We start from the raw sequence: 20,040 nt of genomic DNA on the forward strand, positions 1-20,040 counted from the left end.
CGCATGACCGCAGCATTTGACGAAGAAGCACTGCGCCACTGGCTGGCCGACTATCTGGTCACCAACATCGGTTGCAGCCTCGAGGACATCGATTTCAACGCGTCCCTCAACGACCTGGGCGTCGGGTCCCGCGACGCCGTGGTGCTCTGCGGCGAACTATCGGAGCTGCTCGGCCGCAAAGTCTCACCTGTCGAACTCTGGCAGCACCCGTCGGTCGCCGAACTGGCCCGATTCTTGATCGAGCCCGATTCCGCAGACGAAGAGTCGGCACCCGAGCCCGGTCGCTTCGGCACCGACGAGCCCATCGCGGTGATCGGTCTGGGTTGCCGCTTTCCCGGTGACATCAACTCACCGGAAGCGCTGTGGCAGTTCCTGATCGACGGCGGCAACGCGGTGACCGAAGTGCCGGCCGATCGGTGGGCGCCCTTCGACGACGGGTCGACGGAGACCGGCAACGCGATCGCTCGCACCACCCGGTGGGGCTCGTTCCTGCGCGACATCGCGGCTTTCGACGCCGATTTCTTCGAGATCTCCAGCCGCGAAGCGGTCAAGATGGACCCCCAGCAGCGACTCCTGCTCGAAGTGGCGTGGGAAGCCTTGGAGCACGCGGGAATTCCGGCGACATCGTTGCGGCGATCGCAGACCGGCGTTTATGTCGGGGCCAGCATCACCGAGTACGGCTGCCACGCGTCCGCCGATCTTCCCAACGTGGACGCCTGGAGCAATGCCGGTGGTGCCCTGAGCATCATCGCCAACCGGCTGTCGTACTTCTTGGACTTGCGTGGTCCGTCGGTGACGGTCGACACCGCGTGCTCGTCGTCGTTGGTCGCCCTGCACCTGGCTTCGCGCAGCCTGCGTACCGGGGAGTGCGAGACCGCGATTGTCGGCGGGGTGAATCTGCTGATGTCTCCGGCGGTTTTCCGCGGCTTCGATCAGAGCGGGGCATTGTCGCCGACCGGCGCGTGTCACGCGTTCGACGCCGACGCCGACGGATTCGTTCGCGGTGAGGGCTGCGGTGTCGTGGTACTCAAGCGCCTGTCGGACGCCCGGCGGGACGGCGACCGGGTGCTGGCGGTGGTGCGCGGATCGGCGATTAACCAGGACGGGCACTCCAACGGTCTGCTGGCGCCGAACCCGGCCGCCCAAATGGCGGTGCTGCGGTCGGCCTACGCCGATGCGGGAGTAGCACCGCAGGAAGTCGACTACGTCGAAACCCATGGAACCGGCACCCTGTTGGGTGACCCGATCGAGGCCAAGGCGCTGGGCACGGTGCTTGGCCGAGGCCGTTCCGCTCAGGCACCGCTGCTGCTCGGGGCCGCCAAGTCGAACCTCGGCCATCTCGAGGCCGCCGCAGGCATGGTCGGCTTCATCAAGACGGTGCTGGCGGTGCAACGCGGGCGAATTCCGAAGAACCTGCATTTCAACACCCCGAACCCGCACATCACGTTCGACCAGATGCGTTTGAAGGTCGTTGCCGAACACCAGGAGTGGCCTTCGTCGGATCACCCGCGGCGGGCCGGGGTCTCCTCGTTCGGATTTGGCGGCACCAACGCCCACGTGGTCATCGAGCAGGCGCCGCCCGCCAAGGTCACTGCGCGCGAAGCCGACCCGGCGGTGACCACCCTGGTGGTCTCCGGGCGGACCCCGGAACGAATCGCCGCAACAGCCCGCGACCTGGCCGACTGGCTGGATGGCGACGGTGCAGGGGTGGAATTGGCCGACGTCGCCCACACCCTCAATCACCACCGTGCCCGGCAGTCACTGTTCGGCAGCGTGTGCGCCCGCGACCGGGGCGCGGCGATCAGCGGCCTGCGGGCGCTGGCGGCCGGTACCTCGGCCGATGGCCAGGAGTGCGGAGTCATCGGGCCGCACGACGGCCCGTGTGGTCCGGGCACCGTGTTCGTGTATTCCGGCCAGGGCTCGCACTGGGTCGGCATGGGGCGTCAACTGCTCACCGACGAGCCTGCTTTCGCCCGGGCGCTGGCCGTGCTGGAACCGGCGTTCGTCGAACACGTCGGGTTCTCGTTGTGGCAGGTGATCTCCGGCGGCGAACCGGTCAGCGGCGATGCGCAGGTACAGCCCGTCCTGATGGGGCTGCAGCTGGCACTGACCGAGCTGTGGCGCTCCTACGGGGTGCACCCCGACGCCGTCATCGGTCACTCCATGGGTGAGGTCACCGCCGCGGTGGTGGCCGGCGCCCTGAGCCCGGCCGATGGGTTCGCGGTTATCGCGGCTCGTTCGCGGCTGATGTCGCAGCAGGCCGGACAGGGCGCGGTGGCGTTGCTGAACCTGGACGCCGAAGCGACCGAGACGCTGCTCGCCGATTACCCGGATGTCAGTGTGGCGGGCTACCTCTCGCCGAAGCAGACCGTCGTGGCCGGCCCGGTGTCGCCCGTGGATGCGGTCATCGCCGTGGTGAGCGGTCAGAACAAGTTCGCCCGGCGGGTCAACATGGAAGTGGCCTCGCACACCGCGTTGATGGACCCGATCCTGCCGGAGTTGCGCGCGGCACTGGAGGGCCTGACGCCCGAAGTCGCCACCATCCCGTTTTTCTCGACCGTGACCGAGGCGGCCATGCCGGCCGGCGGCATGCCGATGCTGGACGCCGAGTACTGGGTGAACAACGTTCGCCAGCCGGCGTTGCTGACGCAGGCGGTCCGTGCGGCGGCCGGCGAGTACACCACGTTCGTGGAGGTCAGCGCCCACCCGATTCTCACGCACGCGATTGCCGACACCGTGGAAGCCCTCGGCGGTCACCACCACAGCGTCGGGACCCTGGTGCGCGACGCCGACGACGCGGTCAGCTTCCACACCAACCTCAACCGCACGCACACCACCCAGCCTCCGCAGACTCCGCACCCGCCCGAACCGCACCCGGTGTTGCCCGCCACCCCGTGGCAGCACAGCACCTATTGGATCGAGACCACGGCCGTCCGTCATGCCGGCGCCCCGGCCGGTGCCGCAGCGCAACCGGCCGCCGGCAACCCGGGAGCGGTGCCTGCGGACTGGTGGTGCGAGCTGACCTGGCCGACTGCCGAAGCAGAGGCCGGCGACATCGGCACCGAGCAGTCCTGGCTGGTCATCGGGGACAACGGCCTGAGTTCCGAGATCGGCGCGAAGCGCGGTGGCGCCGTGACGGCGCTGGACGTCGACGCCGACCCTGCCGCACTGGCTGCGGCGCTGGCCAACGCCACACATGTCCTCTACGCGCCGCCGACGGACGCGACGGACCTGCGCGCAGAACCGGCCTACGCGGCGTTCAACGCAGCACGGCGGCTGGCCACCGTGATGGCCGAGCAGACATCGAAGCCGGCGACGCTGTTCCTGTTGACCCGCAACGCCCAACCCGTCGGTGACGGGGACCGGGCCAACCCCGCGCATGCCGTGCTCTGGGGGCTGGGCCGCAGCTTGGCCCTGGAGCACCCCGGGATCTGGGGCAGGGTCATCGACGTCGACGAGTCGGTGCCCCCGGCCGTGGTCGCCGGGTACCTGCTCGCCGAGGCGGGCGCTGCCGACAACGAGGACCAGGTCGTCTACCGGGCCGGCATCCGCCGGGTGCCCCGCCTGCTCGGTGGCCGCCCCACCGGTGCCGCGCCGGTCGAATTCGACGCCGACAGTTGCCATCTGGTGATCGGCGCGACGGGCAACATCGGTCCACAGCTGGTGCGGCAACTGGCGGCCAGTGGGGCCAAGACCGTCATCGCCGTATCCCGGCACCCCGGTTCACGGCTCGACGATTTGACGGCCGAGTTGGCTTTGGCCGGAACGACACTGGTGACGGTGCCTGTCGACGCCGCCGACGAGACCGCGATGAGTGCGTTGTTCGATCGGTTCGGCGCCGACCTGCCGCCGCTGGAAGGCATCCACGTGGCCGCCTTCGCGGGCGGCCCGGTGACATTGCGCGACATGACCGACGACGACGTCACCACCATGTTCCGCCCGAAACTCGACGTGGTCGCGGTGCTGCACAAGCTGTCGCTGCGGCAGCCGGTGCGCTACTTCGTGTTGTTCTCGTCGATCTCCGGTATCACCGGATCGCGGTGGCTTGCGCACTACACCGCAACCACCACCTTCCTGGACACCTTCGCCTACGCCCGCCGGGCGGCCGGGTTGCCTGCCACCGCGATCAACTGGGGGCTGTGGAAGTCGTTGACCGACACCCAGTCCGACGCCGAACGCCAAGTGACCGTCGACTCCGGGCTGGAGCCGATGGCCGACGACGTCGCGATCGGGGCGTTGCCACTGGTGATCGGCGCGCGGAGCGCGGTACGGCACACCGTCGTCGCGGCGGACTGGCCACGGCTGGCCACCGCCTACCGCACTCGGGCCGCGCTGCGCATTGTCGATGACCTGCTGGTCGCCGACACGCCGGCTGACGGCGCGGCGACGCAGAGCACCGAGTTCCGCCGAGCTGTGACCGAGGCGGAACCCGAACAGCGCCTGGAGCTGCTGCGCGAACACGTCACCGATCAGGTCGTCGCGGCCATGGGCCTGGCGTCGCGCCACGCCCTGGATCCGACTGCGGGATTCTTCCAATCCGGCATGGATTCGCTGATGAGCGTCACCCTGCAGCGGGCCCTTTCGGACAGTCTCGGCGAAACACTGCCTGCCGCAGTGGTGTTCGACTACCCGACAATCGACGCGCTGACGGGGTACCTGGCAACGATCCTGCCCGAGGTGGCAGAGGCCGCCGAGCAGGACAGCGCCGACGCCTACGACGACATGAGCGATGACGAGCTGCTCGCGCGGCTCTCGGAGAGGTTGAGTTGAGCGAGAAGAGTGCTGCGCCGGTCGGGGGGCCGGATCGTCGGGCGATTGTTGCTGAGGCGCTGCGCAAGATTGATGATCTGACGGCGCGGTTGGCGGTGGCTGAGGCCGGTGATACTGAGCCGATTGCGGTGGTGGGTTTGGGGTGTCGTCTGCCTGGTGGGGTGGATGGTCCGGCTGCGTTGTGGCAGTTGTTGTGTGATGAGGGTTCGGGCATTGTGCGGGTTCCGGCGGATCGCTGGGATGCGGATGCGTTCTATTCGTCGGATCATTCGGTTCCGGGGACGATTTGTTCTCGTGAGGGCGGGTTTTTGACGTCGTGGCAGCCGGCTGAGTTTGATGCGGAGTTTTTTGGTATTTCGCCGCGTGAGGCCGATGCGATGGATCCTCAGCAGCGGTTGTTGATGGAGGTGGCCTGGGAGGCGTTGGAGCATGCCGGGATCACTAAGGAGGCGATCCGGGGCACTGCGACCGGCGTCTTCGTCGGCCTCACCACCAACGACTACACCATTCTCGCGACAGAGCAGACCAGCCCGCGCGACATCGACCCCTACCTCTCGTTCGGCAATGCGCCGAATTTTGCGGCGGGGCGGTTGTCGTATTTCTTGGGTGTGCATGGTCCGGCGATGATGGTGGATACGGCGTGTTCGTCGTCGTTGGTGACGATTCATTTGGCGTGTGCGAGTTTGCGGCGTCGGGAGTCGGATCAGGCGTTGGCGGCTGGGGTGAACCTGATTTTGACCCCGCAGAACAGTATTGCGACGTCGCGGTGGGGGATGTTGGCCCCCGATGGGCAGTGCAAGACCTTCGATGCGGCTGCTGACGGTTACGTTCGTTCTGAAGGCGCTGGGGTGGTGGTGCTCAAGCGTTTGTCGGATGCGCAGCGTGATGGTGATCGGATTTTGGCGGTGGTGCGGGGTTCGGCGGTGAATCAGGATGGGCCGTCGTCTGGTCAGACGGTGCCGTCGGGTCCGGCGCAGCAGAAGGTGGTGCGGGCGGCGTTGGAGTCGGCGCGGTTGTCGCCGGCCGATATCGATTATGTCGAGGCGCATGGCACGGGGACGGCGTTGGGTGATCCGATTGAGTTGGATGCGCTCTCGGCGGTGTTTGGTGAGCGTGCTGGGTCGGCGCCGTTGGTGTTGGGGTCGGTGAAGACCAATCTGGGGCATTTGGAGTCGGCTTCGGGTGTGGCGGGGTTTATCAAGACGGTGTTGTCGGTGCAGCAGGGGTTTGTGCCGCGGCATTTGAATTTTTCGGAGTTGACGCCGAATGCGGGTGTGGGGGCGTCGAAGTTTCAGGTTGCGGGTGCGGCGATGGACTGGCCGGTGGTGTCGCGTCCGCGTCGGGCGGGGGTGTCCTCGTTTGGGGTGTCGGGCACTAATGCGCATGTGATTGTGGAGCAGGCTCCCGATGCTGAGGTTGTTCCGGCAGGTGCTCCTGTGCCGGTGAGCACGTTGGTGGTGTCGGGGAAGTCGCCGGCGCGTATAGCGGCAACCGCCGGAGTACTCGCACAGTGGATGCAGACCGATGGTGCTGGTGTGTCCCTGGCCGACGTCGCAGTGACCCTGCAGCAGAACCGAAGCCGCTTCAAATACACCGCGGGTGTATGCGTTCGCGACCGCGCCGCCGCGGTGGCCGGCCTGACGGCGCTGGCTGCTGGCGAGTCCGCGCCCGGCGTCATCGAGCCCCGGCCGCGTCCGGCGACATCTCGGCCGGTGTTTGTGTTTTCGGGTCAGGGTTCGCATTGGGTGGGGATGGGTCGTCGGTTGTTGGCCGATGAGCCGGTGTTTGCCGATGCTGTTGCTGAGTTGGAGCCGCTTTTTGCCCGGCAGGTGGGTTTTTCGCTGCGTGAGGTGATTGAGCAGGGCGTTGAGATTTCTGGTGATGCGCAGGTGCAGCCGGTGATCATGGCGTTGCAGTTGGCGTTGGCTGCGTTGTGGCGGTCGTATGGGGTTGTTCCGGATGCGGTGATTGGGCATTCGATGGGGGAGGTGTCTGCGGCGGTGGTGGCCGGGGCGCTGACGCCGGAGCAGGGTTTGAAGGTGATCGGGGTGCGGTCGGCGTTGATGTCGCGTCAGGCCGGTCAGGGTGCGGTGGCGTTGCTGGAGTTGGATGCCGCCGCGGCCCAGGAGTTGTTGGTGGGTTATCCCGGTGTTGAGGTGGCGGGGTATTTGTCGCCGCGGCAGACGGTGGTGGCGGGTTCGCCGGCGGATGTGGATGCGGTGATTGCTGCGGTGGCTGCTGCGGAGCGGTTTGCGCGGCGGGTGAATATGGAAGTGGCTTCCCATACCGCGTTCATGGATCCGATCCTGGATGAGCTGCGTGCCGAGTTGGCCGACCTGACCCCACAAATGCCGCAGATCCCGTTCATATCCACGGCGGTGGATCCTGCGGGGCCCACGCCGCGTTTGGACGCGGACTACTGGGTGGCCAACGTGCGCAAGCCCGCGTTGGTCAGCCAAGCCGTGACCGTGGCGGTCGCGGAGCACGACACGTTCATCGAGATCAGCCCCCACCCGTTGCTGACCCACTCGATCACCGAGACGGCCGAAGCCGCCGCCGCCGAACCGGTGACCGTGGCCTCGACCCTGCGCCGGGGCGACGACGAAACCCTGAGCTTCCATGTTCAGCTCACCGAACTCGGCCGGCATGCCGGCGACACCAACGCTGCCAATCCCTCCCAGGCCGGCGGATTCGCCGAACTGCCGACCACCCCCTGGCAGCACAGCCGGCATTGGCTCGCCCCGCGTGGACCAGCTACTCAGGCCCAGGACGTGCATCCACTGCTCGGTGTGCACGTCGAGATGCTCAGCGGCGGCGACCACATCTGGCAGAACGATCTGAGCACCGAGACGATGCCGTGGCTGGCCGAGCACCCGGTGCACGGACAGTCCGTGGCGCCGGCGGCGGCGCTGATCGAGATGCTGGTGGCAGCGGGCAGCGAGGCGCTCGGCCGACCCACCGAGTCGATCGCGGTGACCGGCATACAGATCGAACAGCCGCTGGTGCTGGAGCGCGGGATGCAGGTCACCACCCAGCTCAGCGGCAGCGAGGGGCAGACCCGGGTCGAGATCCACGCCCGCGCGGCCGGCGAAGCATGGTCCCGGCATGTGGTCGCCGACATCTCGCCGGCACCGGCCGAGCGGGACGGTTCGGCGTCCCAAGAGGACTCCGCGCACAGTGTGCTCACGTTGCCCGACAGCGTGGCCACCCATCCCGCCTACCGCCTGCACCCCGCATTGCTCGATGCCGGGCTGCGGCAACTGGCGGCGGCTATCTCGGCCGAGGGGATCAGCTACGTGCCGACGGCGGTGGCCGCGGTACGGGTGTTCGCCCCGGCTGGGCGCCAGGTTGGTTGCCACGCCGAAGTGACCAGTCACGAAGACCAGGTGGCCGTTGGCCGGGTCGTCCTGAGCGATGAGGCGGGCGCCGTCCTTGCAGAGCTCACCGGCATCGAGCTGCGCCCGCTCGATCCCCGGTCCCTGCGGGTGCCGCTGGATCAGAAGCTCTTTGCCACCGAGTGGGCTCTGTCGCCTGCACCCGACGCCGCCGGGGCTGCCGACGGCAGCTGGCTGGTGCTGTCCGAGCCGTCGGCCGGTGAACTCGCCGCGCAGTTCGGGGCACGCCTGGGCGGCCCGAATCGCAAGGTTGTGACCGGCCCGTTCGCCGACGAACCGGCCCTGACTGAAGCGGTTGCACGTGCCGCCGCCGACCCCGCGCATCCGCCGGCCGGCATCGTGGTCTTCCTGGACCGGCGCGGATTCGACGGGTCCGACCCGGAAGGCGCACTGGCTCGCGCCCGCGAGCTCGTCTGGACGGCTTCATCGACGGCTCGCGCAGCGGTCCAGGGCTGGCCGGCTGCGACCGGAGCCAACAAGCCGCGGTTGTGGCTGGTCAGCCGCGGCGGGTTGGCCTTCGGCGATCGTGAGCCGCATGAGCCGGCTGACCCGGCTATCGGCGCGCTCAAAGGTGTGGTCCGTACCTGGCGCTTCCCCGGCGAACTCGCCCGGGTGCTGGCCGATGAGCCCGACCTGGGCGCCACCCTGGTCGACCTGGACGCCTCGGCGGACACCGCGGCCCTGGCCGACGCCCTGCTGGCCGAACTGGGCGCCCCGCTGCGCGACGACGTGATCGCCTGGCGCGGCGGACAGCGCTACACCGAACGGCTCACCCGAGCCACCCTCGACGGTGCCGAGACGATCCAGGCCCCGCAGGCCGAGGTGCGCGCCGACGGCTCCTACCTGCTCACCGGTGGTCTGGGCGGTCTGGGCATCGTGGTGGCCCGCTGGCTGGTGGCCCGCGGCGCCGGCCGAATCGTGCTGAACGGCCGCAGCGAGCCTGCCGAACAGCAGCGCGCCGTGCTGGACGAACTGGCCGCCGGAACCGACGTGGTCTTTGTCGCCGGCGACATCAGTTCACCGGGAGTGGCCGACGCTCTGGTGGCCGCCGCGCAGGAGACGGGCAAGCCGCTGCGCGGTGTCGTGCACGCCGCCGGTGTGCTCGGAGACGGGCTGGTGACGGCCGTGACCCGCGAGAGCCTGGAGAGCGTCTGGTCCGCCAAGGCCGTCGGCGCCGCCCGGCTGCATGCGGCGACCGCAGCCACCCAGCTTGACTGGTGGGTGGGTTTCTCCTCGATGGCAGCGCTGCTGGGGCTGCCCGGCCAGCTCGGCTACGCCACCTCCAACGCCTGGCTGGATGCGCTGATGGCGTGGCGGCACGCCTCTGGCCTGCCCGCGACCGCGATCAACTGGGGTCAGTGGTCCGATGTGGGTCTCGGACGGTCGATGACGCTCAGCGTCCTCGACCCGATCAGCCCCGACGAAGGCATCGAGGCACTGGATGCCGTGCTGGGTGCCGACGCCGGCCGGATCGGGGCCCGGATCGGGGTGGGACGCCTGCGCATCGACCGTGCGGTCGCCACCTCGCCGGAATTCCGGGAGCTGACCTTCTTCGAGGACCTCGTCGGTGAGGCAGATGTGACGCTCGGTGCTACTGCGACCAGTGAGCAGTCCGGCGCCGCTACCTCGGCAGCAGGCGTTCCGGACTGGTCGACCATCCCCGCCGACCAGCGGCACGGGGAATTGGTGGTCAGGCTGCAGGCTATTCTGGCCCGCGAACTTCGAACATCTGCGACAGCGGTCGATGTGGATCAGCCGTTCCCGGAGATGGGGCTCGATTCCATGATCGCGATGACGGTCCTGAAAGAGACACAACAGCTGGTAGGGGTGGATTTGTCGGCGTCGATGCTGTGGAATCACCCCAGCATCTCAGCGTTGGCAACGCACCTGGTGGGACTGCTGGCGTCACGTTATGTGGAACCGGACACCACAGCGGGGCAAGGCGACGATGATTTGGGGTTCGGCTCATCCGGCGGTGTGCTGGACGAGTTGTTCGATCAGGTCGAGTCGGCTTCGACCGGTAGCGAGAGCGGTATTTATTGATGACGACGATCTTCAACAGGATGTCGGCCATGGGCGCCGACAAGCGGGGGGCGCTGACCGAGCAGTTCGACAAGGCGTCGCGGATCGCCGCCGCCGAACCGATTGCGGTCGTCGGGATCGGCTGCCGCTTCCCGGGCGGGGCCTCGGGCCCGGACGCCTACTGGGAGCTGTTGGAGACCGGGCGCGACGCCATCACCGAAATCCCCTCGGATCGTTGGGACGCCGACGAGTACTACGACCCGGATCCGCTGGCCCCGGGCCGGATGTCGTCGAAGTGGGGTGGCTTCATCTCCGACGTGGCCGGCTTCGACGCCGACTTCTTCGGAATCTCTCCGCGCGAAGCCGAGGCGATGGACCCGCAACAGCGTCTGATGCTCGAGGTTGCTTGGGAGGCCCTCGAACACGCCGGGCTGTCGCCGGAAACCCTGTCGGGCATCCGGTCCGCGGTGATGATGGGTGTGTATTACACCGAATACCAAGGGATTTCAGCAGCCAATCCAGATGCGATCGACGGCTACTCGGCCACCGGTAACGCCCACGCCGTCGCCGTCGGCCGAATCGCCTACCTGCTGGGACTGCGCGGTCCCGCGGTCGCGATGGACTCGGCATGCTCGTCGTCGCTGGTCACGATCCACATGGCCTGCCAGAGCCTGCGCATGCGGGAGAGCGACCTGGCCCTGGCCGGCGGTGTCAGCCTCATCCTGCGGCCGGAAACACAGGTCGCCATGGCCAAGTGGGGAATGCTGTCACCGCGCGGCCGATGCCACACCTTCGACGCCGGAGCGGACGGATTCGTGCGCGGCGAGGGCGCCGGGATCGTCGTACTCAAGCGCCTCACCGACGCCATCCGTGACGGCGACCGGGTGCTGGCGGTGGTGCGCGGCTCGGCGGTCAACTCCGACGGCAAGTCCAACGGGCTGACCGCGCCGAACACCATCGCTCAGATCGACGCGATCAGCCGGGCGCTGCGTAGTGCCGACGTTACGGCCAATTCGGTGAACCTCATCGAGACGCACGGCACCGGAACGGCTTTGGGTGACCCGATCGAGTTCGAGGCGCTCGCAGACGTCTACGGCCGCGGCGCCGACAAGTGCGCCTTGGGTGCGGTCAAGACCAACATCGGGCACCTGGAGGCGGCGGCCGGCATCGCCGGCTTCATCAAGGCCGCGTTGTCTGTGCAACACGGCCAGATTCCGCCGAACCTGCACTTCTCCAAGTGGAACCCGGCGATCGACCCGTCTCCGACGCGGCTGTTCGTCCCCACTGAGATGACGCCTTGGCCGGCGGCCGAGGGGCCGCGCCGGGCCGCGGTGTCATCGTTCGGGCTGGGTGGAACCAACGCGCACGTGGTGCTCGAGCAGGGACCGGACCCGGTACCGGCACCGGCGTCGGCCGAACCGGTCGCCACGCTGGTGATCTCGGGCAAAACCGAAAAGCGGGTGGCGGATTGGGCCGCCACGTTGGCTGACTGGATCGCGGGCCCGGGCGCCGCCGTACCGCTGGCAGACGTCGCCAACACCCTCAATCACCACCGCAGCCGGTACGCCAAGTTCGCCACCGTCTGCGCACGCGACACCGAGCAGGCGCTGGCCGGGTTGCGGGCGGTCGCCGGCGGATACCCGGCTCCCGGAGTGGTCGGCACGCGTGCCACGTTGCGCGGCAAAGGAACCGTGTTCCTGTACTCGGGCCAGGGATCTCAGTGGGCCGGCATGGGCCGCCAACTGCTGATCGATGAGCCGGCGTTCGCCGCCGCCGTGGACGAGCTGGAGCCCGATTTCGTTGCGCAGGTTGGGTTCTCGTTGCGCCAGGTTCTCGAATCCGGCGAGCCGGTGGTCGGCATCGATCGCATCCAGCCGGTGTTGGTGGGCATGCAGCTGGCACTGACGGCGCTGTGGCGATCCCACGGAGTCGAGCCGGACGCGGTGATCGGCCATTCGATGGGGGAGGTGGCCGCGGCCGTGGTGGCCGGTGCGCTGAGCCCCGCGGACGGCCTGAAGGTGATCGCCACCCGGTCGAGACTGATGGCCCGATTGAGCGGCCAGGGCGCGATGGCGCTGCTGGAGCTCGATGCCGACGCCGCCGAAAAGCTGGTCGCCGAGCACCCGGACATCACCGTGGCGGTGTACGCAGCGCCGCAGCAGACCGTGATCGCCGGACCGCCCGACCAGGTCGACGCCGTCGTCGCGATCGTCGACGCCCAGGGCAAACTGGCCCGCCGCGTCGAGGTGGACGTGGCGTCGCATCACCCGACCGTCGACCCGATCCTGGGCGACCTGCGGAGCGCGCTGGCTGACCTGAGGCCGTCCGCGCCGAAGATTCCGCTGATCAGCACCGTCGGTCAAGAAGGAACCGGCGTGCCGGCTTTCGATGCGGACTACTGGGTGCACAACCTGCGCAACCCGGTGCGGTTCGCCCAGGCCGTGACTGCGGCCGCCGCTGGGCACGCCACCTTCATCGAAGTCAGCCCGCATCCGTTGCTCAGCCACGCCATCAACGGCAACCTTGAAACCGCGCGGCCCGCCGGCGACAGCGTGGTGACCGGCACCCTGCTGCGCGAGCAGCCCGAGGCGCTGAGCTTCCACACCAATCTGGCGACAGTGGCACCGCCGCCTGCCGACGCACCGCAGCCCGACGGCGGGATCGGCCGCGCCGATCTGCCGCCGCGGCCGTGGCAGCACGTCCGCTATTGGGCCGCGCCGGTCGCCGCGAACCGTCACAGCGCCGATGCACATCCGCTGCTGGGTATCCACGTCGAGCTGCCGTCGGGCCACGGCCACGTCTGGCAGGCCGACGTGGGCACCGACCTCGTGGCGTGGATGGCCCACCACAAGGTGCACGGCCAGGTCGTGATGCCCGCGACCGGCTTCGCCGAAATGGCGTTGGCGGCGGCGGGTGAGGCCTTGGGTCTGCCGCCGTCCGCCGTCGCGGTGGATCGGGTCGAGGTCGAGCAGATGCTGCGCGTCGACGAGCGGACCGAAGTCACCACCCGGTTGCTGCACGACGCCGACGGTTCCGACGAACTGCGCATCGAGATCCATTCCCGCCCGGCCGGCGGCAGCTGGTCCCGGCATGCCGTGGCCCGCGCTGCGGCGGCACAACCCGCCGCTGCGGCGCAACGCCCGGCACCCACCGGCGGCGGCACCGCGCTCTCACCGGCCGACCTCTATACGGCGCTGCGCCGTACCGGCCTGCAGCACGGGCCGGCGTTCGCCGCGCTGACCCGGATCGTGCGCAAGCCCGGCGGCGCCTCGGAGGCCGAGATCGTGCTGCCCGACGAGGCCACCGCGCACCGGGGTTACCGGATTCACCCGGTGATGCTCGACGCGGCCCTGCAATGCCTGGCCGCGGCGCTGCCCGACGAGTCGTTGATGGGTTCGGCCGGGATGGACGAGGCCACCTATCTTCCGGTGGCGGTCGAGAACATCCGGATCTTCGGCGACGTCGGCCGCCGGGCCCGTGGGCACGCCGAGCTGGTCAGCCATGACGACGGCGGGATCCTGGGCCGGGTCACCCTGACCGACGACACCGGGGCGGTCACGGCCGAGCTGTCCGGGATCTATCTGCAGCGCGTGCAGCGACGTACCGTGCCTCTGCCGTTGACCCAGAAGATCTTCGACACCGAGTGGATCGACACGTCCGTCCCCGCGCAGCCGCCGGCAGCTCCCGATGGCAGCTGGCTGGTGCTCACCGACGGTGCCGAAACCGAAGCGCTGGCAGCCGATTTCGCCGGTCGCTTCGGTTCGGACACCCGCCGGGTGATCACCGCAGACCTGGCCAGCGAACCCGCCGTGCGGGAGGCGTTCGCGCAGACCGCCGACGACCCGGACCGGCCTCCGGTCGGGGTGATCGTGTTGGCCGCTCAAGGTGCCTTCGACGGCACCGAGGTCGGCGATGCGCCGGCACGCGGTCGTGACCTGGCCTGGTCGGTCGCCTCCACGGTGCGCACCATCGTCGGCGGCTGGCACGGCGCCACGCCGCGGCTGTGGCTGGTGGGCCGCAACGGCCTGACCGTGGGGGACGAGCACGGCGACCCGTCGATCAGCGCCCTCAAGGGGCTGGTGCGGGTGCTGGCCTACGAGCACCCGGACCTGCACACCGGCGTGGTCGACCTGGACGCTTCGGCGGACCCGGCGGCGGCCCTGATCACCGAGCTGGGGCTGGCGAGCACCGACGACGTGGTGGCCTGGCGCGGGGAGCACCGCTACGCCGAACGTCTCAAGCGTGCGAACGTGACCCCCACCGGTGTCCCGACCGTGCGATCCGACGGCGCCTACGTGCTGACCGGCGGCCTGGGCGGTATCGGGCTGGTCGTCGCCCGGTGGCTGATCGACCACGGCGCCGCGCGGATCGTGCTCAACAGCCGCTCGCAGCCATCGGAGGAGCAGCGCGCCGTGCTGTCCGAGCTCGAGGCGCGGGCCCAGATCGCGGTCGTCTCGGGCGATCTCGCCGCACCGGGTGTGGCCGAGAGCCTGGTCGCCGCGGCGGAACAGACCGGGCTGACACTGCGCGGTGTCATCCACGGCGCCGCGGTCATCGATGACCAGATCGTGGTCGGTATCGACAAAGAGACGCTGGGCCGCGTGTGGGCGCCCAAGGCCGCGGCCGCGCTGCGCCTGCACGTCGCGACCGTCGGCAAGGAGCTGGACTGGTGGGTCGGGTTCTCCTCGACCTCGTCGCTGCTGGGGGCACCCGGCCAGGCGTCCTACGCCGCGGCCAGCGCCTGGCTGGACGGCCTGGTGGCGTGGCGGCGGGCCGCCGGGCTGCCGGCGATCACCATCAACTGGGGCCAATGGTCCGGAGTCGGTGTCGCCCAGGAACTCAAGTTCAGCGCACTGGACCCGATCAACCCCGACGAAGGCATGGAGGCCCTCGAGGCCATCCTCGGCGGCGATCTTTCCCGGATCGGTGTTGCCCGGCTGCGCCTGGACCGGGTGGCCGCGGCCTTCCCGGAACTGCAGCAACTCGGGTACTTCGCGACCCTGGCCGAAGAACTCGACCTCGACGACGAGGACGACGACTGGCCCGGTCCGGAAGGGCTCAAGCAGCTCAGCGCCGCCGAGGCCACCAAAGCCGTTGTCGCACGGTTGGGTTCGCGGATCATGGCGATCATGGGCTACCCCAAGGGCAGCGTCATCGACCCGGCGAGGCCGTTGACCGAGCTCGGCATGGATTCACTGATGGCAGTGCGCATCCGCAACACCGTCCGGGGCGACTTCGGCGCGGAGCCCCCGGTGGCACTGCTGCTGCAGGGTGCCTCACTGACCGACCTGGCCGCCGACCTGGCCCGCCAACTCGGCCTCGCCGAGCCGGAGGGGGCGGACGGCGCGGGCGACGTCGGCGGTGTTCGGAGCCGGGCCCAGCAGCGTGCCGCGGCGCGTCAGCGGGCCGCGGCACGGCGAAAAGTAGGAGATCGTTCGTGACCAACAATGAAGTGCCGCCCAACGCGATCGCGGTTGTCGGCATGGCGGGGCGCTTTCCGGGTGCCCGCACGCTGACCGGATTCTGGAACAACCTGCGCAACGGCACCGAATCCATCGTCACGTTGTCCGAGGACGAGCTGCGCGCCAGCGGTGTGAGTGACAAGGCGCTGGCGAACCACAACTATGTGCGGCGGGCCGCGCTGCTGGACGGCATCGACGAGTTCGATGCGGGCTTCTTCGGCTTCACCCCGCTGGCTGCTCGCACCATGGACCCGCAGCACCGGCTGTTCCTGCAGACCGCCTGGCACGCCCTGGAGGACGCCGGCTACCGGCCCGGCGAGATCGAGGGATCGGTCGGCGTCTACGGGACCAGCACCACCAGTGGCTACCTGCTGCACAACCTGATGTCGCACTACGACCCGAACCTGATCATCGGCCAGGGCGTCAGCTTCGAGATGGTCAACCTGTCGTTGCAGAACGACAAGGACTATCTGGCCACCCGGGTGGCTCACCAGCTCAACCTGCACGGCCCGGCACTGTCGGTGCAGACGGCCTGCTCGTCGGCGTTGGTCGCGCTGCACCTGGCCTGCCAGAGCATCCTGGGCGGCGAATGCGACATGGCGCTGGCCGGTGGTTCGTCGCTGCGGGTTCCGCACCACGTCGGGTACTGGCACGAGCCGGGCTCGATGGTCTCGGCGAGCGGGCATTGCCGGCCGTTCGACGTGCGCGCCGACGGCACCATCTTCGCCAGCGGTGTCGGTGTGGTGGTGCTCAAGTCGCTGGATGCGGCCGTCGATGACGGTGACCAGATCCACGCGGTGATCCGGGGTTCGGCGCTGAACAACGACGGCGGAACCAAGATGACCTACGCGGCGCCCACCGCGGCCGGGCAGGCCGACGTGATCGCCGAGGCGCACGCGGTCGCCGAGGTCGACGCGTCCACCATCAGCTACATCGAGTCGCACGGCACCGCCACCCCGCTGGGTGACCCGATCGAAATCGAAGGCCTGCGACAGGCTTTCGCGGTCTCCGAGGAACAGCGGTCCGGCCCCTGCTATGTGGGCTCGGTGAAGTCCAACATCGGCCACCTGGAGTCGGCGGCAGGTATCGCCAGCCTGATCAAGACCATCCTGTGCCTCAAGCACCGGGCTATTCCCGGCACGCTGCACTACACCAGCCCGAACCCCGAACTGCACCTCGAAGACGGGCCGTTCCGGATCCGCGGCGAATACGGGCCCTGGGAGTCCGACGGCATCCGGCGCGCCGGGGTCAGCTCGTTCGGCGTCGGCGGCACCAACGCCCACGTCATCGTCGAGGAGTGGCCGCAAGAGGAGACCGCCGGCGCCGCGCCCAAGCCCGGCCCCGAGGTGCTGTTGCTGTCGGCGCGTACCGCCGAAGCACTGGCGCAGGGACGCATCGATCTGGCTGCTGAGCTGTCCGGCGGTGACGACGCCGAGGCGCCCAGCCTCCCGGATGTTGCGTACACGCTGGCCAACCGGCACCCGCACAACCTGCGGCTGGCCGCGGTCGTCGCCGACCGCGCCGACGCGGCGGCGGTGCTGGGCGCCGAAGAGAGCGAGAACGTCTTCATCGGCGAGGGCGTGGACCTCAAAGAGGTGGGCGACGCCGCCGACCGGGTGGTGTTCCTGTTCCCGGGCCAGGGTGCCCAGCACATCGGAATGGCCCGCGGGCTCTACGACAACGAGCCGGTGTTCGCCGAGTACTTCGACCGCTGCGTCGCCGGCTTCGAGGCGGAGCTGGGCTACGACCTGCGCGCGATGATCTTCGAGGGCACCTCGCGGGACCTGGAGCGCACCGACCGTACCCAACCGGCCCTGTTCACCGTGGAATACGCGCTGGCCAAGCTGGTCGAGAGCTACGGTGTGCGCCCGGCGGCGCTGGTCGGCCACAGCATCGGCGAATACGCCGCCGCCACCGTTGCCGGTGTCTTCGACCTCGACACCGCAATCAAGGTGGTGGCGATGCGCGCCCGATTGATGCATGCCGCACCGCGGGGCGTCATGGTGGCCGTACCGATCAGTGCCGACGCGGTCGGCGCCTACCTGACCGAGGGTGTCGACCTGGCCGCGGTCAACGACCCGGACGGCTGCGTGGTCGCCGGAACCGAAGCCGACATCCGTGAATTCTCCGACGCGCTCAAGCAGGCCGGGATCAACGCGCGCCGGGTCCGGACCTCGCACGCATTCCACTCGCGCCTGATGGACTCGATGATCTCGGAGTTCACCGCGTTCCTGTCCCGGCAGACGCTGCACGAACCGCAGATCCCGCTGCTGTCGAACCTGATCGGTACCTGGCTGGCGCCCAGCGAGGCGACCAATCCTGCGACGTGGGCGCGCAGCGTACGGGCCACCGTACGGTTCGCCGACGAGATCGATACGGTGCTGAACGACCCGCACCGCGTCCTGCTCGAGGTCGGCCCGGGAGCCACCCTGACCGCGTCGGCGGCCCGCAACCCGAAGTTCGCGGGTGGGCATCGGGCGGTTCGACTGATGCGTCACCACGCGCAGAACCGCGACGACCGCGACACCTTCTTGCTGGCCCTCGGCCAACTCTGGGCTGCAGGTGTCGAGGTGGACTGGTCGGCGTTGCGCGGCGATTACCATCCCAAGCACGTAACTGTTCCCGGTTACCCCTTTGAGCGCCAACGGCATTGGCTTGAACACAATTCCGGCGCCACCTGGGTGTCCGGCTCGGGCGCCGGAAGCGGCGCCGCCGGCGGGCAGAGCAACGGTAGCGGCAGTGGCGGCTCGGCCGGGTCTTCGATCGAAGCGACGCTGCAACGCATCTGGGCGCTGTGCCTGGGTGTCGGCTCAGTGGACCGCACGGCCAACTTCTTCGACGTCGGCGGTGACTCGCTGGTGGCGATCAGCGTCGCCATGGCCGCCTCCCACGAGGGGCTGGACCTCACCCCGCAGGACCTCTATGACAACCCGACGGTGGCGGCGCTGGCCAAGGCGCTGACCGCCCGATACACCGCCGGCGGGCTGGGGCGCCAATCGCTCGGCGAGGTCGAGCACCCGCCCGTGCCGCCGAACATCACCTACTTCCTGGAAAACGGTGTCCGCGAACACGGTCGCTGGCGTATCCCGCTGATCCTGCGGTTGCGGCCGGACGTCTCGGTCGATGACGTGCGCGCCGTGTTGACCGCGGTGGTCAACCACCACGACGCGCTGCGGTTGCGCATCACCGAGCGGGCCGGTACCTGGGAGCAGCGGATCGTCGAACCCGGCGATTTCGGGGAGATCAGCACCCACTCGCTGCCCGAGGGGCTGACCGCCGAACACGACGCGGTGCGCACGCTGCTGGCCGAGCACATCCGCGACCAGGACCTCTCCGGACCGCCGCTGACTGCGCTGTACATCCGGGGCGCGTCGGGTGATCTGTGCTACCTGGCGCTGAGCCTGCACGCCGGAGTCGGTGATGAGGCGTCCCGCGACATCCTGCTGACCGACATCTTCACGGGCTTCGGCCAGAAGCTGGCCGGCAACGACATCGAGCTGCAGCCGGTCGGGGTGGGCTGGACCGAGTGGTCGCAGCGTTGCGCCGGACTCGCGACCCACCCGGCGGTGCTGGAAAGCCGCGAGTTCTGGTTGAAGGCAACGCAATCAGCGACTCTGCGGCTGGCCGCGGATGTCGCCGAACCCCCGGCCGCCGCTGACCTGTCCAAGCTCACCACGACGCTGCCTGCCGCCGACACCAGCGAGATCGACGACGCGCGCCGGCGGCTGCGGTTGCCGATCAACGAGATCCTGTTGGCCGGCCTGAGCCGGGCGGTGGCATCGGTGGTCGGCGAGGGCACCGTGGCCGTCGACATGGGGGGTGCGGGCCGTTCGGTGCTCAAGCCCGACGTCGATCTGCGCCGTACCGTGGGCTGGTTCACCACGCTCTACCCGGTCGCGCTCGGCTGCTCCACCGAGGGCCAGGTAAGCGCCCGGCAGCTGCTGGACTCGGTCCACGAAGCGCTCGACGGCGTACCGCATTACGGGATCGGCTACGGCCTGCTCCGCTACCTGTACGCACCGACCGCGCGACTGTTCGGCTCGATTCCTCCCGCGGATATTCATTTCGACTACGTCGGCGCGATTCCCGAGCCGCCATCGCTCGGCGACGCGCCCGTGCAGTTCGACCCCGATACCGCGATGCCGGTGCGTGAGGCGATCCCGGGGCTGGGGCACGCACTGGAGCTGCGGGCCTATCGCACGGGAGGTGTGCTGTACCTGGATTGGTGGCACGACAGCCGCCGGATCGAGGAGTCCGTGGTGCGCGCGATCGCCGACGGCTTCTCCACGGCGGTGATGGACCTGGTCCGCGCGGCCCTCGCCGAAGAGGACATGGCCTCGCAGGGCGAGGACGAAATGACCTTGGTCGAGTTGTCGTAGGCCTTTGATTTA

At 69.0% G+C, this 20,040-nt stretch carries 4 protein-coding genes; all 4 read left to right on the forward strand.

Annotation, left to right across the window (positions count from 1 at the left end; translation table 11 throughout):
• Positions 1–3 precede the first annotated feature (3 nt).
• Genes ACJH5R_RS05725 through ACJH5R_RS05740 form a run of 4 tightly spaced genes read left to right on the forward strand, consistent with a single transcriptional unit; the run spans position 4 to position 20,028 of the window.
• The gene (locus ACJH5R_RS05725) at positions 4–4,770 is read left to right on the forward strand and encodes an SDR family NAD(P)-dependent oxidoreductase (protein WP_406781469.1); all 4,767 of its coding nucleotides are present in this window, start codon (positions 4–6) and stop codon (positions 4,768–4,770) included.
• Entirely contained in the window at positions 4,767–10,208 is a 5,442-nt protein-coding gene (locus tag ACJH5R_RS05730; RefSeq protein ID WP_406781470.1) for an SDR family NAD(P)-dependent oxidoreductase, read from the forward strand. Before ACJH5R_RS05725 ends, ACJH5R_RS05730 begins: the two co-directional genes overlap by 4 nt.
• Positions 10,208–15,628, forward strand: a complete 5,421-nt coding sequence (locus tag ACJH5R_RS05735; protein ID WP_406781471.1) for a type I polyketide synthase — start codon at positions 10,208–10,210, stop codon at positions 15,626–15,628. Before ACJH5R_RS05730 ends, ACJH5R_RS05735 begins: the two co-directional genes overlap by 1 nt.
• A complete protein-coding gene (locus ACJH5R_RS05740; RefSeq protein ID WP_406781472.1) occupies positions 15,625–20,028 on the forward strand; it encodes a type I polyketide synthase in 4,404 nt (1,467 codons plus the stop codon). Before ACJH5R_RS05735 ends, ACJH5R_RS05740 begins: the two co-directional genes overlap by 4 nt.
• The last annotated feature ends 12 nt before the right edge of the window (positions 20,029–20,040 follow it).

It is taken from the genome of Mycobacterium sp. SMC-19 (genome assembly GCF_045310815.1).
Taxonomy (GTDB): domain Bacteria; phylum Actinomycetota; class Actinomycetes; order Mycobacteriales; family Mycobacteriaceae; genus Mycobacterium.